Origin of the sequence: Labrenzia sp. THAF82, assembly GCF_009363435.1 — a bacterium.
Taxonomy (GTDB): Bacteria; Pseudomonadota; Alphaproteobacteria; order Rhizobiales; family Stappiaceae; genus Roseibium; species Roseibium porphyridii.
On sequence record NZ_CP045354.1, the window covers coordinates 2,991,919 to 3,016,494 of the forward strand.

18 protein-coding genes are annotated in these 24,576 nt (G+C 53.9%); 5 read left to right on the forward strand and 13 right to left on the reverse strand.

Annotated features, from left to right (window positions below; all coding sequences use genetic code 11):
• Positions 1-14 precede the first annotated feature (14 nt).
• The 7 genes from FIV00_RS14010 to FIV00_RS14040 all read right to left on the reverse strand — a co-directional run bounded on the left by FIV00_RS14010 (position 15) and on the right by FIV00_RS14040 (position 6,898).
• Complete coding sequence (locus FIV00_RS14010) at positions 15-1,751, reverse strand: caspase family protein (RefSeq protein ID WP_247649383.1); 1,737 nt, start codon at positions 1,749-1,751, stop codon at positions 15-17.
• A 71-nt stretch (positions 1,752-1,822) separates the two neighbouring features.
• Entirely contained in the window at positions 1,823-2,347 is a 525-nt protein-coding gene (locus FIV00_RS14015; RefSeq protein ID WP_152501331.1) for an Hpt domain-containing protein, read from the reverse strand.
• Positions 2,348-2,453: 106 nt separating this feature from the next.
• A complete protein-coding gene (locus tag FIV00_RS14020) occupies positions 2,454-3,266 on the reverse strand; it encodes an NAD kinase (protein ID WP_152501332.1) in 813 nt (270 codons plus the stop codon).
• 113 nt (positions 3,267-3,379) lie between these two features.
• Positions 3,380-4,198, reverse strand: a complete 819-nt coding sequence (locus FIV00_RS14025) for a serine protease (RefSeq protein ID WP_152501333.1) — start codon at positions 4,196-4,198, stop codon at positions 3,380-3,382.
• A gap of 178 nt (positions 4,199-4,376) precedes the next feature.
• Positions 4,377-5,159 (reverse strand): phosphonoacetaldehyde hydrolase, encoded by a 783-nt coding sequence (phnX, locus tag FIV00_RS14030; RefSeq protein ID WP_152501334.1) that lies wholly within the window; start codon positions 5,157-5,159, stop codon positions 4,377-4,379.
• 144 nt (positions 5,160-5,303) lie between these two features.
• On the reverse strand, positions 5,304-6,716 hold the full coding sequence (locus FIV00_RS14035; protein ID WP_152501335.1) for an AtzE family amidohydrolase: 1,413 nt from the start codon (positions 6,714-6,716) through the stop codon (positions 5,304-5,306).
• Positions 6,713-6,898, reverse strand: a complete 186-nt coding sequence (locus tag FIV00_RS14040) for a DUF4089 domain-containing protein (protein ID WP_152501336.1) — start codon at positions 6,896-6,898, stop codon at positions 6,713-6,715. Before FIV00_RS14040 ends, FIV00_RS14035 begins: the two co-directional genes overlap by 4 nt.
• A 329-nt stretch (positions 6,899-7,227) precedes the next feature.
• On the opposite strand from FIV00_RS14040, the gene cyoA reads away from it, so the two are divergent.
• The 5 genes from cyoA to FIV00_RS14065 all read left to right on the forward strand — a co-directional run bounded on the left by cyoA (position 7,228) and on the right by FIV00_RS14065 (position 13,870).
• Entirely contained in the window at positions 7,228-8,160 is a 933-nt protein-coding gene (gene cyoA, locus FIV00_RS14045; protein WP_152501337.1) for a ubiquinol oxidase subunit II, read from the forward strand.
• Positions 8,160-10,202, forward strand: a complete 2,043-nt coding sequence (cyoB, locus tag FIV00_RS14050; protein WP_152501338.1) for a cytochrome o ubiquinol oxidase subunit I — start codon at positions 8,160-8,162, stop codon at positions 10,200-10,202. Before cyoA ends, cyoB begins: the two co-directional genes overlap by 1 nt.
• Entirely contained in the window at positions 10,199-10,807 is a 609-nt protein-coding gene (cyoC, locus tag FIV00_RS14055; RefSeq protein ID WP_247649384.1) for a cytochrome o ubiquinol oxidase subunit III, read from the forward strand. Before cyoB ends, cyoC begins: the two co-directional genes overlap by 4 nt.
• Before the next feature lie 10 nt (positions 10,808-10,817).
• Positions 10,818-11,123: a cytochrome o ubiquinol oxidase subunit IV gene (cyoD, locus tag FIV00_RS14060; protein WP_152501339.1), complete on the forward strand. Its 306-nt coding sequence runs from the start codon at positions 10,818-10,820 to the stop codon at positions 11,121-11,123.
• A 644-nt stretch (positions 11,124-11,767) separates the two neighbouring features.
• On the forward strand, positions 11,768-13,870 hold the full coding sequence (locus tag FIV00_RS14065; RefSeq protein WP_152501340.1) for a fused MFS/spermidine synthase: 2,103 nt from the start codon (positions 11,768-11,770) through the stop codon (positions 13,868-13,870).
• 64 nt (positions 13,871-13,934) lie between these two features.
• Here the strand turns inward: FIV00_RS14065 and FIV00_RS14070 are convergent, their stop codons facing one another.
• The 6 genes from FIV00_RS14070 to FIV00_RS14095 form a co-directional block, all read right to left on the reverse strand.
• Positions 13,935-15,074: an acetate/propionate family kinase gene (locus FIV00_RS14070; protein WP_152501341.1), complete on the reverse strand. Its 1,140-nt coding sequence runs from the start codon at positions 15,072-15,074 to the stop codon at positions 13,935-13,937.
• Positions 15,075-15,093: 19 nt separating this feature from the next.
• Positions 15,094-16,872 carry a sulfoacetaldehyde acetyltransferase gene (xsc, locus tag FIV00_RS14075; protein WP_152501342.1) on the reverse strand — a complete coding sequence of 593 codons (1,779 nt, stop codon included), beginning with the start codon at positions 16,870-16,872 and terminating at the stop codon, positions 15,094-15,096.
• A gap of 317 nt (positions 16,873-17,189) precedes the next feature.
• Positions 17,190-19,631, reverse strand: coding sequence for an FAD-dependent oxidoreductase (locus FIV00_RS14080; protein ID WP_247649385.1), 2,442 nt, complete (start codon positions 19,629-19,631; stop codon positions 17,190-17,192).
• Positions 19,632-19,738: 107 nt separating this feature from the next.
• The gene (locus FIV00_RS14085) at positions 19,739-22,180 is read right to left on the reverse strand and encodes an FAD-dependent oxidoreductase (RefSeq protein ID WP_152501344.1); all 2,442 of its coding nucleotides are present in this window, start codon (positions 22,178-22,180) and stop codon (positions 19,739-19,741) included.
• 23 nt (positions 22,181-22,203) lie between these two features.
• Positions 22,204-22,758, reverse strand: coding sequence for a helix-turn-helix domain-containing protein (locus tag FIV00_RS14090; RefSeq protein ID WP_152501345.1), 555 nt, complete (start codon positions 22,756-22,758; stop codon positions 22,204-22,206).
• A 239-nt stretch (positions 22,759-22,997) separates the two neighbouring features.
• A complete protein-coding gene (locus FIV00_RS14095) occupies positions 22,998-24,467 on the reverse strand; it encodes a PLP-dependent aminotransferase family protein (RefSeq protein ID WP_152501346.1) in 1,470 nt (489 codons plus the stop codon).
• Positions 24,468-24,576 lie beyond the last annotated feature (109 nt).

A 24,576-nucleotide genomic window follows, 5' to 3' on the forward strand; every position in this document is an offset into this window, starting at 1 on the left:
TCGCCAATTTGTTTCTATTGCCAGAAACACTTTCTTGGAAGATTGGCTTGCGAAGTGCAGTGGGCGCTTCGCCCGCATGGATGCGTGTAGTAGCGGCTGTCACTTCCTGGTTGTCGCTTAGCACGATAGCGAAATGAATCGGCTGTAGGGTCGTTGGGGCAGCTGCTTGCTGACTTTGCCGGTTTCACATTTTGCCTTATCGCGGGTTTGTTACCAGCTGGCTCTTTTACAGCAACGCACTTGCCATTCATTAGTTCCTGCGAACGTCCGCACACCAGTGGGCAAACACGGCCTTTTGACTGAGTTAGTTTTTCCAAAGATTCGGGACTTGGATCCAAAGAGGAAAACTCGAATCCTGCTTCCTTCGTATAGGTCTTAAGTGCGTTTTTGCTGCGTTTGCCCCAAATTCCGTCTATCTGACCGACAGAGCACCCAAGACGATTCAACTCGGTCTGCATGGCTCTTGCCAATTCTTTGGTGTCCGTCTGCTTCTCTGAAAACTCGATTTGTGGCGCTTGGGGTGCATTCATTGCCGGAAGGCTTGCAACTTGCTGTGTGCTTTCAATAGGTGCAGCAGGCGACAACGGTTCTGCGGGACCTGAACCGGGCGACGGAGTGTTTTGCGCCTTCTCTTGTGAAAGTGCGATGTTCTGTTTCTTAAGCGCGGCGATTTTTAATCTCGCTAAATGCGCATAGACACCCTCGGGGTACTTACTGAGGTAGCTCTCAAACATCGCTGGTTCGAGGGCATTTTGAATAGATTGCCAATAAGCGACTTCTATTGCGTCTTTTTGGTTGTCGTGTGCTCTGATTTCGTTTGCTTTTTGGTCTTTGATTTCTTGAATACGAAGATTTGCGATCTCTGCAAATTGGCCCTCGGGATATCGCTTCAGATAAGACTTGAAATACGCAGCGGATTTGCTGTCTTTGATCGAATTCCAAAAGGCCAGTTCAATTTGTGGATCCACTTTGGGTTCATTTGGAATTTGCGGATCTTGTTGTCTCAAAATGACTTCGCCAGTGAGAGAAGAGTTCTCCCATGGCACCTGTTTGCCGTTTGTTGCGGCCAGCACATCGCGGCGAACTAGAACGAGTTCACGCGTGATATCAAGCCCGGGCGTGCCAAGATGCTTCAACAACGAACTCGTAAAGGGACTATTGGCGCCACGACCATCCAGTGCAACGTTCCCAGGCTGGGTTGCGAAGGAAATCAACGTGCCCACACCAGACCCAATTTTTGCCAAACCTTTGCCGACTGACCCGGATCGTGTGCCCATTGAGCGAGCAAGGTTTTCCGCAAGAGGGTTATCTCGGCAGGCATCAAGAAAAACTAGGTTTACATTGGCACTACGTTCCATTGCACTCAGGATCAGGTTGGCTGGCATCGCCTCGAATTCAAGATCAAGATAAGAACCGAGCCGGGCGTCGATTGGCACAAGATAGTTGGAACCGTTCACCTGCAAGCCATGCCCAGCATAAAAAAACAAAGCTAGATCTGCTCCCTTTAGGTTCTTTACAAAGGAATGAATGGTTGTTCGCATCTCAGTAAGGCTAAGATCAACGCCGGTGGTGACTTCAAAGCCGAGACTTGAAAGCTTTCTGGTCATGCCATCTGCATCGTTCTTGGGGTTCTGTAGCCGAGGTACGTTCTGATAGTCAGAATTTCCAATAACCAAGGCCACACGCCGCTCAGCGAGAGCGGCTCCAAGGAACAAAACAAAATAAAAAAATATTGTCAGAAAGTGCTTCAAAACCGCCCCTCCCATAGCCTCTGAAGCCTATTGGGCGAGCAGAATTGTGTCAAACTAGAGCGTCTCGGTAATCAATCTTCGTCTGTCTTCGGCGGGAAATGTGCGAGATAGGCGTCGGTGACACTTTGAAGTGTTTCCAGGAGCGCTACGCCGGTCTTGTTGTCAGCGTCTTTAGCGCCTTCCATGACCATTGCCCGGATTGCCTCGACATAACGTCCGGCAAGTTCAGTCGGCAAGGCGTCAGGCGAGGGGACGTTTTCAATCAGGTGGCAAAAACCGGCGGCAACTTGACCGACGAGCGGAAAGCCGAGGGTCAGGGCTTGGCCCTTGATGTTGTGAGCAGCTTGGAAAAGTGGCTCGATGGTATCTTCCGAAAGCCCGTTGGCCTGAACATTGTCCCAGGCGCTGTTCAGCGCCACGGTCTCATTGTCCATCCATCCGCCAAAGTGAGAGGAAAGACGGTTCAATGCAGCTTCTGCTGCCTTGACCGGGTCAAACTTTTTGGCCTCGCGCGGAGATAGTTCCCGAACCTTGCTGCGCAGGTCCGTCGGCGGCGACACGATCTCGTAATTCTGGTCTTTGGCGTCTTTGGCCATTGCAGCGTTGATCCTTATCGCCATGTCAGCAAAATAATACGCGCAAGTATGGGCATTCATACTTAACAGTCGGTTGCCGTTCCGGCGCAATGCAGGAGAATTCCGGTCAATAGCGGAACATTTCCGTCAGAATACGCTCGTCCCAGCCGTGATCGGAATCGAACATGATCACGCCTTCGGCTTCTGTCGACTCGCACACAGACACATGGGTGACGTGCCGGATTTCGGTATGATCCGCCGAGGCGCTGACGGGCCTCTTTTTGGGGTCCAGGATCTCGATGTCAACCCGCGCCCGGTTGGGCAAAAGCGCTCCACGCCAGCGGCGCGGTCGAAAGGCACTGATCGGGGTCAAGGCCAGAAGTTGAGCGGTTATCGGCAGGATCGGCCCGTGTGCGGACAGGTTATAGGCAGTGCTGCCTGCCGGTGTTGCAACCAGAATGCCGTCGCAGATCAGTTCTTCCAGACGCATTCGACTGTCTACGGAGACCTTCAGGCGAGCTGCCTGAGAAGTCTGCCGGAGCAGGGACACTTCGTTGATCGCCTGGGCCTTGTGGATCGTGCCATCGTTGGCTGTTGCCGTCATTTCCAGCGGACGGATGGTTGTCACGTCAGCTTTCGAGAGCCGTTCAAGCAGTTGATCTTCGCGGTATTCATTCATCAGAAAACCGACTGAGCCCCGGTTCATACCGTAGATAGGTTTGCCGCTGCCCATATGCTCGTGCAGCGTTTGCAGCATCAGGCCGTCGCCGCCAAGGGCGACTATGACGTCCGCATCTTGCGCCGGTACGCCGCCGTAGCGTGCTGAAAGATCTTCCTGTGCCTGTTGTGCTTCCTCGGTGTCGCTGGCGACAAAGCCAAGCTTTGCCAATGAAACAGGCTTGTGGCCGGCAGTCTGAGGAGGATGTGAGGAATGGTTCATCGGCCCAAAATACTAAGCGTCAAGGTGGCGTAAACCCGCTTTGCGAAATCGTGTCAGGCGGAAATCGGACTTCACCTTACCCGGCTTTTTCAGAAGCGGTAGCGAAAAATTTCTCAGTTCCGGCTTTCATTTGAAGACTTTACGGTCGGATCGGCTGAACAGCTTGGATTTTTTAGAAGGTCCTGCCACTCCAGAAAAGGGACGATAACGGACCGTTCCTCGTTGAGTTTTGCTGACATGACGCCCGCAACCCTTGGACCGTTTGCTGTTTCCACAAGGAAGGGTCCACCAGATGCGCCACTTTCTGAAGGGCAATTGGTAACCCAACTATCCTCTCTTGTTCCAAGGACTTTGCAGTCTTTCACCAACGTTGGCAGATACCGTCGGCTTCGACGATACCCAGCGGATTGAAAGCGTGTTTCTTTTGAAAGTGTTTTCGCGTCGGCGATCTCAAGAGGGGCTATCGGGCGAAGGTCGCTCTTTTGTTTCAGCACGATGAGGCCGATATCATTTCGAACATCGCGCAGCCGTGGCTGTTTCTTGGGCTGATAGTCTTTTGCAGTTATGAGGCAAGCAGCCTCCAACCTCGCTGCAAATTGATCCCGGCGTACACCCGCGATGAACAATACGTCTTTGGTAGGAAAGAGCTTGAGCGTTCGCTTGTTGTAAAAGCAATGTGCGGCCGTGAGGACGATGTTGGGTGCAATCAAGGTACCTGTGCACATGGAGGTGGTTCTGTGTCCGGCAACATTGACCCGCCCTATGGAAGGCCAGGGGTCTTCCGTGCTGTCGACAACCTCCAGCCTTTGTTCCGTTTGTGCAAGTGCAACTGGCACGGCAAGGCAGATGGCAGCCAAAGGGGCAGATGCAAATCGAATGAGCCGGCACGGATTGTGAAGCGCGGTGAAAATCCGCACGAAAAGTCTTGTCATGATAGATCCTGTTCGAGGACATCTTGGACAAGACGCCTTAACGGGACTTGAATTCAAACCGCGCGGTTCCTTTTTCAGAAGCATCTTGCGATTGCGACCCCTCGCTCAGGGCCTGGCTGTGCTGCCGCCAAGAGGCGCGAGCAGGATAGGCCTCGTCCCGCCGGAAGGGCCCGGGCATTCATTCGCGTTCAAGGGCTTCAATCAAATCCGGCAAGTCCGCAACAGTATCAATCACATGGTCCGCGCCGGCGGCCTTCAGTTTTTCAGTTGCAGAGCGTCTTAAGGCCTCAACGTCGGCATCTGCCAAGTTGGCTAGCTGGTCCGGGGTCTTTCCCACATAGTTTCCAGACAAAGCAAGCCCGACCGTTACGCATCCGGCTGAAACACCTTCAGCTATGCCAGGTACGGTATCGTCCACCTTTATGACCGCAGCTGGCGGATAGACCACAAGATCAAGGAAACACTGATACATGCCCAGTGGACCCGGTCTTCCTTCAGTTAGGTCATCAGAGCACACCAGATTGTCTGGTTCATAACCTTGGCCGGCTGCCACGGGAAGAACCCGTTCCATAATTGAGCGCGTGTAGCCTGTGGTTGAGCCTATCTTGATGCCCTTCTTGCGAAGAGCCTTCACGACGTCGGCAGCGCCGGGGACGAGATCTGCGTAATCTGCCACGACCTCTTCGTTCATCGGGACAAAAACTTCATAGACCCTGTCGACATCAGCATCAGTTGGTACTTGGCCGAACCTGGTTTTCCACTGTGAGGCTATGTCAGGATCATCCATCATTGAGCGAATGTGATCCCACTTGGGTTGGCCCATGGGTTCACGTGCCTGTTCGACTGATGCGGTTATCCCAAAATGGTCAAATGCCTTGATGAAAACACCCATTGGAGCAAAGGAACCGAAATCGATCATTGTGCCGGCCCAATCGAATACAACGGCTTTGAATTTGCTCATGTCTTTTCCTGCGCTGCATGGGGCGGAAATGGTTCAGCCGCCAATGGTTGCCAACGATACTTTTCCGCGTTGCTGCCACCAGTCTTATTAGTCGTCTCATATGTCGTTGCTGCGACGGAAGCAGCCTTAGGTTTCCAGGACCCATCATACGCCCAGATCAGCAATCGGGGCTCGAACCGTGCCGATCTGCTCCAAATGGTGCGCAACCCTCAACGCCAGGTCTTCCCGCCAGGCAGGCGCAATTATCTGAACGCCGATGGGCAGGTCTTCCCCATTCAGCCAAACTGGCACAGTGACTGCCGGAAGGCCGATGAAGGAAATTGGCTGGGTAAAGATACCGATGTTAGGGCGCGCAGGAACCGTTTCACCGTTGAGTGTGAAGGTCTTTGTACCTGAAGGAAGCGCTTGAAAAGGTGTTGCTGGCGCTATCAGAATGTCAATTTTGTCAAACAGACCACGCATCAAGTCGCGGAACCAGCTGCGAAAACGTTGAGCCTGTTGAACCCAGATCGCAGGCACCATTGTACCTGCCAGAAATCGGTCCCGTGTCTCCGGGTCAAAATCCTGTGGTCGTTCGCGGATCCGATTGAAATGTAGTGTCGATCCTTCCGCGGCAGTGATTACATATGCTGCCGCCCGTGCCCTGGCTGTCTCTGGAATGTCGATTTCGTGGCTTGCCCCCAAGGCTTTGGCGACCAGATCAACAGCGTCGAGCGCAGCAGGCAGGAGATTTTCACGAAAGTAACCTCCCGCCACAGCTACTCTCAGCTGGTCGACGTTTTCGTTCAATCGTTGATGCGTTTCGATTTCCGGGTGGTTCGACTGCGCAGGGTCGGCCCGATCGAGTCCCTGAAGCACATCAAATATCAGAGCGAGATCTTCGGCAGAGCGGGTGAGGGGGCCGAGGTGATCGAAACTTCCGACAAACGGATAAGTTCCGGCCCGGCTCAACCTTCCATACGTAGGTTTCAGTCCGAAGAGGCCACAAAAGGAGGCAGGCACCCGAATGGACCCATTCGTGTCTGAACCCATCGCGAACGGAACGATGCCCGATGCCGTTGCAGCTGCGGACCCTGAAGATGAGCCTCCTGTCATGTGGGCGGTGTTGTGCGGGTTCACGCAGTTGCCATCATGCGCATTTTCACCGGTGAAATCGTAGGCATACTCTCCCATATGCGTTGCCCCAACGAGGACGGCGCCAGCAGATTGAAGTTTGTTGACGAGCGTTGCGTCCGCGCTTGCGGGTGAATTTTCTTGCGTAATTTTTGCGCCGGCTCGTGTGGTTATGCCTTTGATGTCGTATAGATTTTTGACGGCGTAGGGTACACCCGCGAGCGGCAAATCTGCGCCGGACTGAATGGCGTCATCAACGTTTCTGGCCTCGGCAAGCGCGCGTTCCGGCGTGGTATCCGTGAATGCGTTTATCTTGGGGTTCAGGACATCAAGGTCCTCTAGTGCGGTATGGGCAACTTCAAGAGCCTTGATGTTGCCGGCTGATACCTCAGCAGCAATCTGGGCTGCCGACCAGGAACGCAAGGCTTGAGGGTCAACACTCATGGACGAAACACCGGTGCCGCTTCGATGTCATCTTCCAGAGGAAACTCCAGAACGGACTGTGCAGCTTTTTCAATTGCAGTTATGTGCATTTTAACGACGGGACGCCAATCAACCTCAATCGTAAGGTCAAGGGTTTGCTCCATGTGAGCAACGTGGTCATCGGCTTGAAATGGCTTCGACATGGTACAGTCCCGATCCTGTCAACAAATACAGGGTGCATCATTCAAAGACTGCCTTGTTCTGTCCAGCGGAGATTGGATGAACAAGTGAAAGAAAGTGTCTTTTGAAATTCCTATTGCGTATGAAGACAGGCTTTGGGTCATTTGCGCCCTCACTTTTTGAGAGTGGTACCCTTTTATTGGGAACTCCTGTCGGCTAGGCTTTGTGAGGCGCAATTGGTTCTCTTGCGGGAACAGGCGTATTTGGGGCAATTTTGATTGAGCCGGTCAATCGTTTTATTTAGTAGGCTCAAAACTTTGCATTGATTTCTTCATCCTCTTTAGGAGGAGCAATGATTGAAGTGATTCCCGGCTGGGTGCGAAGCGGCGACTCGCGTTTTGTGAGCGCACGATTTTCGATCATATCGATCTTTTTATTGCTGTTGCTGAATGGTTGCACATTGTCTGATGCACCTGTGCTCTCACCCAAAGGACCAGTCGCACTCGCAGAACGGGATCTGCTTTTCACCGCCTTTGGGCTGATGATGATTGTTGCAATTCCGGCGATCTTGCTAACGCTTTATTTCGCATGGCGATACCGTGGATCGAACGAGACCTCCACCTACACTCCGAATTGGGAAGGGTCCTGGAAGATCGAAACCGTTGTCTGGCTTGTGCCCGCGGTTATCATCGTTGCACTGGGTACACTTGTCTGGACATCAACACATAAGCTTGATCCGTACAAAGCCCTTGTTTCCGACAAACCGGCCTTCAAGGTGCAGGCGATTGCGCTCGATTGGAAATGGCTGTTTCTCTACCCCGAGCTTGGTCTGGCAAGTGTCAATGAACTGGCGTTTCCAGCTGACAGGCCTGTATCCATTGAAATCACGTCCGACACCGTAATGAACTCGCTGATGATACCTGCCCTTGGTGGACAGATCTACGCGATGGCGGGCATGCGCTCCGAAATCAATCTCATGGCAGATGGTCCCGGCGTCTTCATGGGCCGAAATACCATGTATTCCGGTGACGGGTTCTCTGATCAACACTTCAAGGCTCACGCATTGAGCGAGGCGGATTTCCAGGCATGGCAGGGAAAGGCGTCCGACATGGGCAAAGCGCTTGATGCGGGTGTTTATGCAGAGTTGCATAAGCAAAGCATTGCCGATCCCGTGAGTTACTTCAGCTCCTACGAGACCGACCTTTTCAGAACAATCATGAAGAAATATGCACCGGTGAGCACACCCCATCATCACGATGGCAGCAAGGAAGAGGGGGCTTCTTGATGCTCGGGCGTCTGACCATTGAGGCTCTGCCGTTTTATTCCTGGGTTGCCATGGGCGGCGCATTTGTAACCGTTGCGGGCGGCGTTGCGGTCTTTCTGCTGATCACTTATCTGCGCGCCTGGAAAGTTCTATGGACTGACTGGCTAACAAGCGTCGATCACAAGAAGATCGGTATCATGTATGTCGTTCTGGCGCTTGTGATGCTGGTACGCGGCTTTGTCGACGCGCTGATGATGCGGGCACAGCAGGCCATCGCGCTCAATAGCGAAGGTTATTTGCCGCCTGAGCATTTTGAACAGATTTTCTCGTCTCATGGCACCATCATGATCTTTTTCGTGGCGATGCCCTTCCTGACAGGGTTGATCAACATCATCGTTCCGCAACAGATCGGGGCGCGGGATGTCGCCTTTCCGTTTTTGAACTCCGTCAGTTTGTGGATGACTGCGGCAGGTGCCGCACTTGTGCTGGTCTCGCTGGTTGTTGGCAAGTTCTCGCAGGCGGGCTGGACAGGGTACCCGCCTTATGCAGGCATTGAATACAGCCCAGGCGTCGGGGTGGACTACTGGCTTTGGGCGCTGATTGTCAGTGGTGTCGGCAGCACGCTGTCAGGCATCAACTTCATTGTCACGATCGTCAAGAACCGCTGTCCCGGCATGACGTTCATGCGGATGCCCATGTTCACCTGGACAACGCTCTGCATTTCGATCCTGATTGCCTTTGCCTTTCCGGCCCTGACGGTGGTTGCTGCGCAGCTGACGCTGGATCGGACGCTCGGTTTCCACTTCTTCACCAATGGCGACGGCGGCAACATGATGATGTATGCCAACCTGCTTTGGATCTGGGGGCATCCGGAGGTTTATATTCTCATCCTTCCGGCATTTGGTATTTTCTCCGAGGTGGTGGCGACGTTTTCCCGCAAACGCCTTTTCGGCTACCCGTCGCTCGTCTATGCAACTGCGTGTATTGCGCTTTTGTCCTTTACCGTTTGGCTGCATCATTTTTTCACGATGGGATCCTCGGCCAATGTCAACGCGGTCTTCGGGATCGCCACGATGATCATTGCGGTGCCAACCGGGGTCAAAATCTTCGACTGGCTTTTCACCATGTTCCGGGGACGGATCGAGTTTCATCCCTCCATGGTGTTCACAATCGGCTTCATGGTGACGTTTGTTATAGGCGGCGTTACAGGCGTGCTCCTGGCTCTGCCTCCGGCCGACTACCTGATGCACAATTCAACCTTTCTGGTTGCTCATTTTCACAACATGCTGATCCCGGGGGCCCTGTTCGGCTATTTCGCCGGTCTGAACTATTGGTTCCCGAAAGCATTCGGTTTCAAGCTTGACCGCAAGTGGGGGATCCGGTCTTTCTGGTTCTGGCTTGTCGGCTTCTATCTCGCTTTCATGCCACTTTATGTACTCGGCTTCATGGGTATGAGCCGACGCATGGAGCACTATGCCGACCCGAACTGGCAACCTTATCTTGTTGTCGCAGCGCTTGGTGCAATTTGCGTTATGATCGGAATTGCCTGCATCGCCATACAGCTGATCGTATCCGCAAGGAACTGGGGGTCTTCACGGGACATCACCGGTGATCCCTGGAATGGCAGAACGCTGGAATGGGCCACCTCTTCACCGCCAGCGCCCTATAACTTTGCGATTATCCCTGATGTGCGCGACATTGATGCTTTTCACGATATGAAGATTCGTGGCACTGCTTATGCTCCATCTGCGCAGTACCAAGCCATTGTGATGCCGAAAAGCACGCCGCTGGGACCCATTCTCGGCGCTTTGGCGTTCGGGCTGGGGTTTGCCTTCGTCTGGTATATCTGGTGGCTGGTGGCGCTTTGTTTTGTGCTTTCGCTTGTGTGTGTCGGCATAAGGGCCTGCGACGACAATTCCGACTTCGTTCTGTCGGCAGCAGACGTCGCGAAAATCGAGAGAGCCCGGCTCGCACAGATATCATCGGCGGATCTACACGATATGCGAGACTTTGTGCCGTTGGGAGAAGCGTCGGGTGAAGCGCTGCCGGGGAGGGTGATGTGACCGATCTTTCTGCTGGCAACACTCTTTTGTTGGAAGAGGAAGAAAAGACTTCACTTGAAGCGCGAGAATTCGGGTTCTGGATCTATTTGATGACAGATGCCGTCATTTTCGCGCTTCTGTTTGCCACGTATGCGGTGCTGGCGAATAACTCGGCAGCTGGCCCCACCTCCCAAGACGTGTTTGATCTTTCCCATACAGCGGGTGAAACGGCGCTTTTGCTGTTTTCTAGCCTCACTTTCGGGTTCGCGACCATTGCCATGACGCTCGGTCGGTCCGGGCGCGTTGTATTCTGGCTGATCATCACACTGCTGCTCGGCGTCTGTTTTTTGACCATGGAATTAGTTGAATTTCAGGGAATGCTCGAAAAAGGAGCGGGACCAGAGGTTAGTGGCTTCCTGTCTGCGTTTTTTACTCTTGTTGGGACACACGGACTTCACGTTGCCTTCGGGGCACTCGGAATCTGCGTAATGATTGGTCAGGTACTGATCAAGGGGCTGACTTTGCCGGTGCGATCTCGGCTCGTTCGCCTTGGTCTTTTCTGGCACTTCCTTGATATTGTCTGGATCGGGATTTTCTCGGTCGTCTATCTGCCCGGCGTGATGTGAGGAAAACAAAATGACCCCCGCGGCTGAACGCAGTTTGACCACTTACCTAATCGGCTTTGTTCTGGCAGTTGTTTTGACCGCTATTCCCTTTGCGGTCGTTTGGGGCGGGATTCTGGCTGGCCCTGCGGTCTATGTGGTAATCGCGATTGCTGCGGTACTGCAGGTGATGGTGCATCTGGTTTTCTTCCTTCACCTGAATTTCAAATCCACACCCGCCGAAAATCTGTTTTTCCTGGCCTTCGCATCGGTGCTGATCATCATCATGGTAGGTGGCAGCCTTTGGATCATGACCGACTTGCACCACAGGATGATGTGAAAGGCTGAATGGTGGAAATCACCTGCGCTTGGGCGGCTTGAATCGCTTATCGACTGTTTTTTAGCCGCTATCTCTACCTTTCAAAGGTATCAAGTCATTACTCATGTAATTTAGAGTAATGTTACAATACATTTCAATTGAATTCAATTTTAATAGAATTAAATTCGTATTTCTCGAAATTCATGGTATGTTTTTCAAGTATTTATTTGAATGAAATCAAGGAAAAATGCGAGCAAGGTTAATAGATGATCGTCAGAATTGTCGTATGCGACAAACTTGAAAACCGAGGTGGGCACTTAAAAATGATTTAAATATCAATTATTTGAAACCTTTTTTGACTTTGTCTCTGATCTGCTTTTCGGCCATGGCTTCCTCCCGCTGACCAAAATCACTTCAGCTTTTCTTTACACTTCAAATTCCTAGTAAATCTCTTCTTCTGCGGAGAGGTATTACTAGTGTTTTATTCAAATGCTAAGTATCAATTTTATCGTCAGAGTTCGAATGCGTTGTTGCGAAATTCGATTTTGCCGGCATTTGCAACGACGATTTTTTTGAGCGCTTTTCTGCTCTTTTCTGTGCAGCCCTACTTCACAAAACTTGTTGTTCCAAAACTCGGTGGCTCGCCGGGGGTGTGGTCGGTCGCTATGGTCTTTTTTCAAGGCGTCTTGCTACTCGCTTACACCTATGCGCACCTGTTGATGAAGTTCCTGTCGTTTCAAAAAGCTGTTTTTGTACATGGGTGCGTGCTTGTGTTTGCGTTCGTGTATCTGCCTCTGGGACTATCGCAGAGCTGGATTTCGCCACCGAACGAACATCAGGAACTTTGGATATTGGGATTGTTCGCGTCGTCCATAGGCGTGCCGTTTTTTGCCGTTTCTGCAAATGCCCCATTGCTTCAGGCCTGGTTTGCGCGATCCGGTCATTCGCATGCCGAAGATCCCTATTTCCTGTATGGAGCGAGTAACATCGGCAGTTTCTTGTCCTTGTTCCTTTACATATTGGCAATTGAACCGGTTTTTTCGCTGAACACCCAGTCGATGCTTTGGTCCTCGGGATATCTGGTCCTGGCAGTATCCATCATAGGCTGTGGAGCACTTGCGTTGTATTTTCCCATGCAAGCCAATCCGGCACGGTCCCGGTCCTCGGCTCATGAAACCAGGTGGGAAATGGATAAACCACTCGCCTGGTCCAGTCGGCTGACGTTTCTTGGGCTGTCAGCCATACCCTCGGCGCTGACGATTGCTATTACCGCACATATCACTGTCGATATTGCGTCTGCTCCGTTTCTTTGGGTTGTTCCACTCGCTCTATTCCTTCTAACCTTTGTGCTTGCTTTCAGTACACGTCAGGTGGTCCGGGTCGAATTTTTAGCAAGGCTGTTGCCCTGGGTGGCCATTCTGATCGCGAGCAGCTTGCTGATGGGAGCCAGCCTGCGCGTCTTCGCTTCGCTTGGCTTCAATCTGATCGGATTTTTTGCTGCAGCCCTTTACTGTCATGCGCTGCTCTACAAACTTCGTCCCGGCGCAAATCATCTGACCGAATTCTACCTTTGGATTTCTTGCGGAGGTGTCCTCGGCGGGCTGTTCTCGGGGCTGATCGCGCCTCAAATATTCGGTTGGGTGGCTGAGTATCCGCTTTTGTGGTTCTTGACCGTTCTTGTGGTCTTGCTTCAAGGCCAGAGTTTTCGAGCAAGGACCATTCTCACCATCTCATCGGGAGTGGTTCTGGCATTTGGCATTTATCAGCTGGGTGCTCTTGAATTGAGCTCAGGGTTAAATGACGTCGCCTCACGGGGCTATTTGCTCTTGTTTCTCTTGGTGTCTGTAGCTGTCTTGCAGATGAAGGCGCGGCTCGCGGCAGTTCCAGTGCTTTTTGCGGCAGCTGCAGTGACTGCACTCCAATTTGGGACGTACGATGAATTGGTATCCCATCGCTCATTTTTCGGTATCACGAAGGTAAGACACTCAGATGATGGTGCACACAGGATCATGGTTCACGGCACAACCGTTCACGGCGCAATGCGCGTTGAAGACACGGACGACGCCGGGCCGGAAGCACTGACTTACTATCACGAGACAGGAGAGATGGCTGCCGCTCTTAAATCCATCCAGAATAGAATGGGCGGGCACATCAACGAGGGAGCAATCATCGGGCTGGGAACAGGCAGTTTTCTTTGTCACCGACGGCCTGAAGAAAAGTGGGCAGTCTTTGAGATCGACCCATCGGTTATAAAGGTTGCATCAGATCCACGATATTTCCAGTTTGTGTCCGACTGCGCACCTGATACGCGGATGGTGCTCGGAGACGCCCGGCAGACGCTGGCGCGCGAACCCAATGGGCGTTTCGACTATGTCCTGATCGACGCATTTTCCTCAAACGCCATCCCGATGCATTTGCTGACACGGGAGGCGCTCCAGCTCTATTTTTCCAAGATTTCCGAGGATGGCCTGCTGGTCATGCATATCGAGAACCGCAAGATCGAACTGGCGAGCGTTGTCGCCGCCATTGCGGAGATAGAAGGCTGGTCTCTTCGCGTCGCGAAATTCAAGAACAATGACCGCTTGGCAACCAAGGATCACGTTTATCCGACACATGTCGCAGTTCTGGCCAGGGCACCTGAAGCGCTGGGAGATCTGGCCGCCGATCCAGATTGGAAGTCCGTATCTTCAGGAGACACAAGCGCCTGGACAGATGATTATTCCAACATCTTGAGCGCACTCTTCCGAAAGTATTGGAACACCAGTTAGCAAAACTGTTCTGCTCAGCCCGCCGCGCAATTGCGTCCTTGGATTGCCATCTGTTTGGCAAAGGCTATGTGGCGGACATGATCTTCTGAGCGTGGTGGGCAATCATACGTTCTTCTTCGGCCTCGACGATCCACGCCGCAACTTTGGAACCATCTCTGTGCAGTTTGGCAGAGCCTTGAAGATTGGCAGCTTCATCGAGCTGAACGCCGAGCCATGACAGTTTTTCAAGGATGTTTGCGCGGACTTTTGCGTCATTCTCACCGATCCCACCGGTGAATGCGATGCCGTCAAGGCCGCCCATCGCTGCGATCATCGAGCCAGCATGGCGGACAGCCCAGTAACAGAAATGCTCCACGGCGAATTGCGCACGCTCAGTACCCAGCGACTGCAGTTTGCGCATATCACTAGATCCGGAAAGACCTAAAAGGCCGCTTTCCTTGTTCAGGATTTGTGTTGTCCTCTCGACGCCAAGATCTGAAGCCATGGCCAGAACCAGATTCGCATCAATCGACCCTGTTCTCGTACCCATGGTCAGTCCTTCAAGGGGGGAATAACCCATGGTGGTAGCAACGGATTTCCCGTCCTTAATCGCGCAAAGGCTTGCACCATTGCCGAGGTGAAGAGCGAGCAGTCTTTTTGGCAACGGTTGCCCTGAAATCTCCGGAAGGCACAGCGACAGGCTTTCATAAGACGTGCCGTGAAAGCCAAATCGACGCTGTCCTTTTTCGTCCTCACTATCAGGCAGGGCGTAACGCAACGCAACTTCAGGGTTGGTGGCGTGAAAGGCGGTGTCGAAGCTGACGCATTGAGGCAGGTCGGGCGCAAGCTCTGCAACCGCGTGTATTGCTGCCAGGTTGTGCGGATTGTGCAGCGGTGCGAGAGGAATACAGCGCTCGATTTCCGCAAGAACCTCATCGGAAACCCGTTGCGATTCTTTAAGGTTACGACCGCCATGAACCACTCTGTGCGCTGCCGCCGTAAGGCCAGCAAAGTCAATTCCGTGCCTTTTCAGGGCACGGAATATTTCATCGAGTGCCGTGACGTGGTCCGGCAAGGAGATCTTGTCCTGCTGATCGCCAATGCTCAGCGCCGAAGCACCGCCGATTTCGACCGCGCTGCCGCGGAGCTTCTTTGTGAAATCAGCTCCGAACAGCACAAACTTGATCGAGGACGATCCGGAATTCAGGACGAGGATATCACCCATTTTCTTTGCGTTTCTCCGGTCAGCTAACCTTCTGCGGCCGCATGTCAGAGGCCGATATGCCCGCGACTTCGACTGGTTTCTTCATTGCGTCGCGCCGGAAAGGTTCTCCAAGCTCCTGATTGATCAGAACCTCAATCAAGGTGGTTTTGCCATCGTTCATCTGACGATCGATAGCACTGTCCAGAAGCTCTCTTACTTCATCCATGCTGCGCGCCTGAACGCCTTCAAGACCGCAGGCTTTTGCGATAGCGGCATAGCTGACGTCTTCATCGAGTTCCGTTCCGATAAAATTGTCGTCGTACCAGAGTGTCGAGTTGCGCTTTTCAGCGCCCCACTGGTAGTTGCGGAAGACGACCATGGTGATCGCCGGCCATTCTTTACGACCGATAGCTGTCAACTCCGTCACGGCAATACCAAAGGCACCATCGCCGGCAAAACCGACGACCGGCGTGTCGGGGCAACCGATTTTTGCACCGATGATTGCCGGCAATCCGTAACCGCAAGGTCCGAACAGGCCAGGTGCGAGATATTTCCGGCCCTGCTCAAAGCTTGGATAGGCATTGCCAATCGCGCAGTTGTTGCCTATATCCGAGCTGATGATCGCTTCCTTCGGAAGAGCGGCTTGAATAGCACGCCAGGCCTTGCGCGGGCTCAGCCAATCTGGCTTTGCAGCGCGGGCACGCTGGTTCCAGGACGTGCCTTCATCGTCGTCTTCATGATCCATGGACGAAAGCTGCTGTGCCCAACGGGATTTGGTTTGCGAGATCGTATGAACACGATCGTCCCGGCCGTTGTTTCCGGCGTTCGGTGACAGTTTGTCCAGGATTGCATCGGCAACTTTCCTTGCATCGCCAACAATGCCGACCGATACGGTTTTGGTCAGGCCGATCCGGTTTGGATTGATGTCGACCTGGATGATCTTGGCGTCTTTCGGCCAATAGTCCATGCCGTATCCGGGCAGAGTCGAGAACGGGTTCAAGCGAGTACCAAGCGCAAGGACGACGTCCGCCTTGGCGATAAGCTCCATGCCTGCCTTGGAGCCATTGTAGCCGAGAGGGCCCGCAAACAGGCGGTGCGAACCTGGGAACGCATCATTGTGCTGATAGCCGCAGCACACTGCCGCGTCGAGCTTTTCGGCCAGTGCCATGGACGCTGGAATTGCGCCTGCAAGAACAACGCCTGCACCGTTCAGTATCACGGGAAATTTGGCGGTGCTCAAAAGGTCGGCTGCCTGGGAAATTGCGTCTTCGCCGCCGCCTGGGCGTTCGAAATCGACAATGGCGGGCACCTGGGCATCAATGACCTGGGTCCAGAAATCGCGCGGGATGTTGATCTGTGCCGGTGCACTGGCACGCTTGGCCTGCATGATCACGCGGTTCAGTACTTCCATCATGCGTGACGGGTCACGAACTTCTTCCTGATAGGCCACCATGTCCTTGAAGAGCGCCATTTGCTCTACTTCCTGGAACCCACCTTGACCCAGCGTCTTGTTGGCTGCCTGGGGGGTGACCAGAAGCAGAGGTGTGTGGTTCCAGTAAGCCGTTTTGACGGCGGTCACGAAGTTCGTAATCCCGGGCCCATTTTGCGCAATCATCATGCTGACTTTGCCGGTTGCCCGGGTGTAGCCGTCGGCCATCATCCCGCCCGAGCCCTCATGGGCACAATCCCAGAACTTGATGCCTGCCTTTGGAAACAGATCGGAAATCGGCATGAAAGCTGAGCCGATAATTCCGAACGCATGCTCGATTCCGTGCGCTTGAAGCACCTTCACGAATGCTTCTTCGGTGGTCATTTTCAAGACGAATACTCCAGTGAAATCAGAAAGACCGATGCCGTCATTACGGCGTTTCGGAGAGGATTTAACTCGACTTCCTGATGCCCTCTTAGGGCCAGTTTGGCGGACTTCATATAGCCAATAGGATGTTTCACAAGCGTTTGAAACCCCATTGGCTGGAGGTTTCTTGCAAGCGGGTCGTTCCGATCAGGCACAGACTGGGGATTTAACGCTGTCCGTTGCCGGAAACCTCTTCATCTGCCCCGTCTTTTCACTTGCATCAGTGCCAATGTTTTGACCTATAACGCACTTGAAGAGACGGAACAGATTGCTGAATTGCGTCAGACTTTAACGCGCTCGGATTTCGGGTCGTAAAAAGGTTTCAGTGATGCTTCTGCTTCACAGCGCACGCCAGCGACCTCGATTTCAAAAGACGAGCTGAGAAGCTGATCGGGGCTTTCGCCCGGGCATGGCACGTAGCCAAGCCCCATGGCACTACCGAGGGTATGGCCATAGTTCCCGCTGCTCAGGAAACCAACAACTTCTCCGTTTCGCAATATCGGTTCAGCGTGATAGAGCAGGGGCTCTGGGTCTTTCAGGCGGAACTGCACGAGCCGCCGTTGCAACCCTTCCTCGCGTTTGCGCAAAACAGCTTCACGACCGATAAAGTCGGGTTTGTCCCGTTTGACCGCAAAACCCAAACCAGCTTCCAGAATGTGATTTTCACAGGTGATGTCGTGGCCGAAGTGGCGGAAGCCCTTTTCGATCCGGCAGGAATCCATCATGTGAAGCCCACACAGTTTCGCGCCAAGTTCCTGGCCGGCTTCTTGAAGCGTTTCAAAGACATGTGCCGCCATGTCGGAGGAAACATAAAGCTCCCATCCCAGCTCACCGACATAAGTGACCCGGTGGGCCCTCGCCAAACCCATGCCGATCTCTATGTCCTGTGCGGTGCCGAACGGATTGGTTGCGTTCGAGAAGTCGTTCGGCGAGACAGCTTCCAGCAATTTCCGGGAGTTTGGCCCCATCACGGCCAGAACAGCCTCGCCCGATGTGACATCGGTGATAACCACGCGGTAGTCGCCAACATGGCGGCGTAACCAGGTCTCGTCGGCCAGTCGCGTGGCCGCTGGTGTGACCACGAGATAGACGGTTTCGGAAAGACGCGTGACCGTCACATCCGCTTCAATGCCGCCTTGCTTGTTGAGCAATTGCGTATAAACGATTTTGCCAACCGGTACCGAATAGTCACCACCGGCGACATAGTTCAGGAATGTTTCGGCGTCCGGGCCTTCAATGCGAATTTTGCCGAAGGACGACATGTCGTAGACGCCGACATTTTCCCGGATCGCCATGTGTTCGCGTTTGGAGTTTTCAAACCAGTTCTGGCGTTTCCAGGTGTATCGGTATTCTCGTTCCTGACCTTCATCGGCGAACCAATTGGCGCGTTCCCACCCTGCGAACTCGCCGAAAACAGCACCCGATGCCTTGAGGTGCTCATGCAAAGGGGACCGCCTGATGCCGCGAGCGGTGGCTTTCTGCCGGTAAGGGAAGTGGTCCGCATAGAGTAGGCCAAGTGTTTCCTTCGACCGTTCATAAAGATATGTGCGGTTTCCCTGAAAGGGCTGCATGCGTGAAATGTCGACATCGCCGAGGTCGAAGGGCTTTTCGCCCGTGTTCATCCATTCCGCCAGCGCCATTCCAGCGCCGCCAGCGGACTGAATTCCGATCGAATTGAAACCTGCCGCAACCCAAACGTTGTCCATCTCCGGCGCCAGGCCAAGGTGGTATGCATCGTCCGGTGTGAAGCTTTCCGGGCCATTGAAGAAGGTATGAATGCCAACTTCAGCCAAAATCGGCAACCGGTTCACAGCAGCCTCTAGGATCGGCTCGAAGTGGTCGAAGTCTTCCGGCAGCTGGTCGAACTCGAAGTCTTCGGGAATGCCGTTCATGGCCCAGGGCTTGGCATTGGGCTCAAAAGCGCCAAGGAGGATTTTTCCCGCATCTTCCTTGTAATAGGCGCATTCGTCCGGAACCCGAAGGACAGGCATATGAGGGAGCCCGGAAACGTTGTCGGTGACGATATAGAAGTGTTCACAAGCATGAAGCGGAACGTTCACACCGGCCATGCGTCCCAGTTCATGGCCCCACATGCCGCCACAATTGACCACGTGATCGCATTCAATGACACCGGTGCCGTCTGTTGATTGCCACTCGACACCCGTCACTCTTCGTCCGGCTTTCTGCAGGCCGGTCACCTTGACCCGTTCCATGACCTTGGCACCACCCATTCTGGCACCCTTGGCCAGCGCGAGTGCGATATTGGCCGGATCGCCCTGACCATCAAGAGGCAGATAAACACCGGCCACCACGCCGTCGGTGTTCAGATACTCGTATCTGGATTTGACTTCAGAGGGGGATATTTCCTCCACTTCCACGCCAAAGGCCCGCGCCATGGACGCTTGCCGGTAGATCTCTTCCTTGCGTTCCTCGGTGAGCGCGACCGTGATCGACCCGCAGCGCCGGAACCCGGTAGCAACCTCCGTTTCGGCCTCCAGCTTTCCATAGAGTTCCTGGCTGTATTTGGCGAGCCGGGTCATGTTTTCTGTCGCCCGCAACTGCGCGATCAGGCCGGCCGCATGCCAGGTCGTGCCTGATGTCAGCTGCTTGCGTTCCAACAGAACGACATCGGTCCAGCCTTGTTTGACAAGATGGTAGGCGACGGAACATCCGATGACGCCACCGCCGATAATGACGACGCGAGCCTTTGATGGAGGTGTCACGATGAGCTCTTTCCGATTTCAAGACCTGAGGAGATGTCTCCGTCAGACCGAGTGTTGATGGCTATGTCCAAAGGACGAATTTGAAATTGAAAACCAAGGGCTTGTCCTCAAGCCCTCAGTCGTTCGTTCTCGGGATCCCAAAGCGGCTGATCGGGCTGCACGACAGCCTTGTGGCGTTTGCCGTAGATCTCTACTTCAAGTTCCGTTCCAGGTTCCGCCAGGGTTGCCTTGACCACGCCGAGCGCGATGGAGGCATTGATCCTGTATCCCCATCCGCCGGACGTGACTTCGCCGACCAGCTCGCCGTCCTTGAAAATGCAGGCCATATAGGGAGCATCGCACGCGTCGGCATCAACGGTGAGTGTTACAAATCCCTTTTTCGGTCCTTGTTCTGCTTCCGTTTGAAGAGCGGATTTCCCTGGATAGTCCTGCAGCTTTTGAAGTTTGACGAAGCGTCCAAGACCGCTTTCGAGCAGTGTGTAGTCGGAGGAAAGATCTACTTTCCAGGCGCGATACCCCTTTTCCAGCCGCAGAGAATTCAGTGCGAACATGCCGAATGGCGTTGCGCCTTGTTTCAAAACGGCATCGTAGATGACGGGCATGTCGTCGAAACTTGCGTGCACCTCCCAACCGAGTTCTCCTGCAAAGGAAACGCGAACGAGAAGAGCCGGTTTTCCGGCAACTTCCGTATATTGGTGGGTTAGCCAGCCCGTGGACAGGTCCGCATCCGTCAGTTTGGCAAAAAGCTCGCGGGATTTGGGGCCGCTTACAATAAGCGTTGTCACTTCACGTGTGCGATCCTTGAGGCTGAGACCTTCTGGCAGTCCGTCCTTCAGTACGGCGAAGTCGTGCCATTGGGCTGGGGCTGCGGTAATCAGCGTGAAGTCGTCTTCGCCGTGTCTGATGATCGACATTTCGGTCAGGACGCGGCCACGGTTGTCGGGGAAATAGCCGAGTGTCATGCGGCCGGCTTTTGGAAGCGCGCCGGCAATCTTGTTGCGCAAATATTCCGCGGCACCTTCGCCGTTCAGAGCAAAGCGGCTGAAGCCTGGCAGATCGAGAACGCCGACACCGTCTCTGACGGCTTCACACTCTGCACGCACGCGCTGTTCCCAAGGCCCGGAACGATTCCAGGTCTGGGTGGCTTCTTCGCCGATGTCGTCTCCAGCTTCTGCAAACCAGTTTGCTCGCTCCCAGCCGTTGAAGGTGCCCATCTGGCCACCCAATTCAAGAACCTTGGTGTGGTTGGGGGACACTTTCCGGTCTGGTGCTGCAGGCCATCTGTGGTGCGGAAAGTGCATCGCATATTCGTGGCCGTACACTTCCTTGGCCTTGTCGACACAATATTGGTCGTCGGTGTAATCGGTATAGCGACGCGGATCGACGCACCACATGTCCCATTCGGTATGGCCGTGCATGATCCATTCGGCGGCGACTTTGCCAGCTCCTCCGCCCTGAGCGATGCCAAAGGTGAAGGAATGCGCTTCAAATGCGTTCGGGACGCCCGGCATCGGGCCAATCATCGGCAAGCCATCCGGCGCATAAGGGATCGGTCCGTTGATGTTTCGGCTGACCCCTTGGGTTCCCAAAAGCGGTACGCGGGCCATCGCGTCCTCGATGTACCATTCGAGACGGTCCAGATCGTCAGGATAAAGCTGAAAGCTGAAATCTTCGGGCATCTGATCGTCTGGCGTTACCCAGGCGGCCTGGCAGTTACGTTCGTAAGGCCCGAGGTTGAAGCCGACTGTTTCCTGGCGCAGATAATAAGAGCTGTCGACATCCCGGATCATGGGCAGTTTTCGGCCGTTTTCCTTCGTCCAGGCTTCAACTTCCGGCACCGGTTCGGTCAGGAAATACTGGTGGCTCATCACTGCTGCCGGGACAGGGCGTCCACCAAACGGCAGGAACCATTCCCCAACGCGCTTTGCATAGTAGCCGGCAGCATTGACCACATATTCGCAGCGAATGTCGCCCTTGTCCGTGTGGACGATCCATTCACCATTTTCCCGACTAACGCCCGTTGCCGGCGTGAAACGCGTGATCTTAGCGCCATGGGCACGTGCGCCCTTTGCGAGTGCCTGTGTAACCTGGGCAGGATCGATATCGCCGTCGAGTGCATCCCAAAGGCCACCTGCAAGGTCATGGGTCTCCATGAATGGGTAATGTTGCTGCAATTCCTCTGGTGTGCAGATGTCCATTTTTAGACCCATCTGCCGTGCCATACCGACCGCGTGCTCGAATTCCATCATGCGCTCGTCGCTGTGCGCCAGGCGAATTGCCCCGGTCACATGATAGTTGATCGGATAGTCAACCTCATCGGCCAGGCCGCGATACAGCTTCAAACTGTAGCGCTGCATGTTCATGATGCCGTAGTTCATCGCGAAGTTCGGACAGTTTCCTGCGGCATGCCAGGTTGAACCTGCGGTCAGTTCATTCTTTTCCAGCAGAATGCAGTCGGACCAGCCGTTCTTGGCAAGGTGATACAGCGTGGCAACACCAACGACACCGCCGCCGATGATTACAACTCGGGCTGTAGAGGGTACGGACATTCAGTATTCCTTCTTGGAATGCGTCAATAAACGGGTGGGGAAATCACCCAAATGGCGATTGCGGGCTCGGAGTAGGGATTGCTCCAGCGATAGGCCGCATTGCGGATGCGAAAGCTGTCTCCTGCCGCCACGGTGAAAGGTTCATCATCGAGCCAGATATCCAGTTTTCCGGAGATGAGATAGGCGACTTCCTGCGTGGGGCGCTGAATGGGTTTGTCGCGCGACGAGCCAGGCTGAAAGGTGGAGTGGATCATCTCGAAATTGTCGGTCAGATCGGGCGAAATCAGCGTCTCGAGAAGTCCGGCGTCGCGTTCGCCAATTACTCGGCGGGCCTTCGCCCTGACGACTTTGCCACTCTCGTTTTCCGGACCATCGGTGCTTCCGAAGAACAATGAAACCTGCACTCCGAAAGCGTCCGCGATCTCCCGCAGGTCGGACATTCTGGGTGTTGAAATGTCACGCTCTACCTGCGACAGCCAGCCGACAGATCTGCCCAATCTGTTGGCCAGGTCTTCAAGCGTCATTTTTCGGGCCGTTCGAAGAGCTCGGATGTCCTCGCCCAGACTGCTATGTTCCATTCTGAAGACCTGCTTGTGAAAATTTCACCGATAATTTCATGCGACAATATGAAAAAATCAACAAAAATTTCACGCCGCAGAAAGATTCTTTGTCGTGCCGCCAATTCGCTTCGCTGAAAGGAACTCAAACGTGTTGAATTCGGTGCGAATTTCGCGTTCGGCAACCGTTGTTGTGACTGGAAAAATCTAAGGTGTGAAATGCGGGTCAGCTGATTTGCGCGCTGAAAAGAGCAAGCCGGCTAACGGCGGGCTTCCCTGATTTTTTTGCCGATAAGGGAAATGCCATCGGGAATACGCGCCGAGGCAATGGAAGAATAGGCCAGGCGATAGTGCCCAGGGTCTTCTTCATCGGTCGCGAAAAAGGCGCTGCCGGGTTCAATAAGAACCCCATCCTGTCTGAGGCTCATAGCAAGTTTTGTGCTGTCGATGCCGTCTGGTGCCTTCATCCAAAAGGACGATCCGCCGAAGGTTCCCTGCGTTGTGAGTGAAAGTCGTTCTTCACTGATGCTTTGCTCCATGATCGAGCGCCGTTTCCGATAGATGCGCCCCATGCGCGCGATCTGGGCGTCATAGTGACCAAGGGACAGAAAATAGGCCGCGGTACGCTGAATGAGGCCAGGCGGGTGGCGCAATACAAGCGACCGCAGCGCGCGTGCTTCACGGATGAAAGGTTCTGAGGCAACGATGTATCCGAGCCGCAGTCCGGGAAAAAGCGACTTGGAGAACGAACCCACATAAATCACACAGCCTGTCGGATCGAGGGACTTGAGAGCCGGGGAAGGGGATTTGAGAAACGAAATCTCGAATTCATAATCGTCTTCAACGACAACAAACTCACCTTCGGCGGCCAGCTCCAGGAGCCTGTGACGACGGGATACCGGCATTGTTGCGTTTGTGGGGCAATGATGGCTCGGCGTGGTGAAAACCACGTCCAGACTATCTGGAAGCTTTTCAGGTGGCAGGCCGGCGTTATCGACGTCAATGGAGATCGTGTTGCATCTGGTCTGATTGAGGATTTGCCGCAGGCCAGGGTAACAGGGGTTTTCTATTACAGCCGTACGGCGCTGGGTTAGCAGTATCTGCGCGGTGATCCAAAGCGCATGTTGTGCGCCCATTGTAATCAGGATCTCTTCCGGGCGCGCGGTGATCCCGCGTCTCGGCAGGATCTGGCGCAGGATAAACTCGACCAGCATAGGGTCGTCGCGCTCGTAATAGTCGGTCGCCAGAATGTCGAAATCCTTGCGGCCGACAGCCTTCAGTGCACAGTTTCGCCAGTTGTGGTGATCGAAGAGACGCGGATCGGACTGGCCATAGATGAAGGGATATTTGTAGTCACGCCAGTTTTGCGGACGCATGACGGGCACATGTGCCAGGAACCGCTGGCCAAGCGTGCGTGACCAGTCGATGCCCGTGTTTTCCGACTGGTCCGGCAAATTGAATTTCGGCCTGCTTGGAGCGTTTTGCGCGACGTAATAGCCGGATCGGCCTTTTGAAATCAGATATTCGTTGGAGACGAGTTCTGTATAGGCAATCGTGACCGTTATCCTGGCGACACCAAGATGCTCGGCAAGTTTGCGGCTTGACGGCATCCGTTCGCCCGGCAGGCAACGACCGGACAGAATGGCTTCGACCACGAGCTGCTGTATTTGTTGCTGCAGCGAGGTTTCAGTGTCGGGTCGAAGGAAGAATGTCTCCGCCGGTATTGCCATGCCTGGACCTAATTTTTGGAATGTCTGGACCTATTAGATGGTTCATCGGGTCGTTTGGCAATTGAAATTCGCGCAAAAAAAGAGCGTGGTTGTTTCGGGGCAACCACGC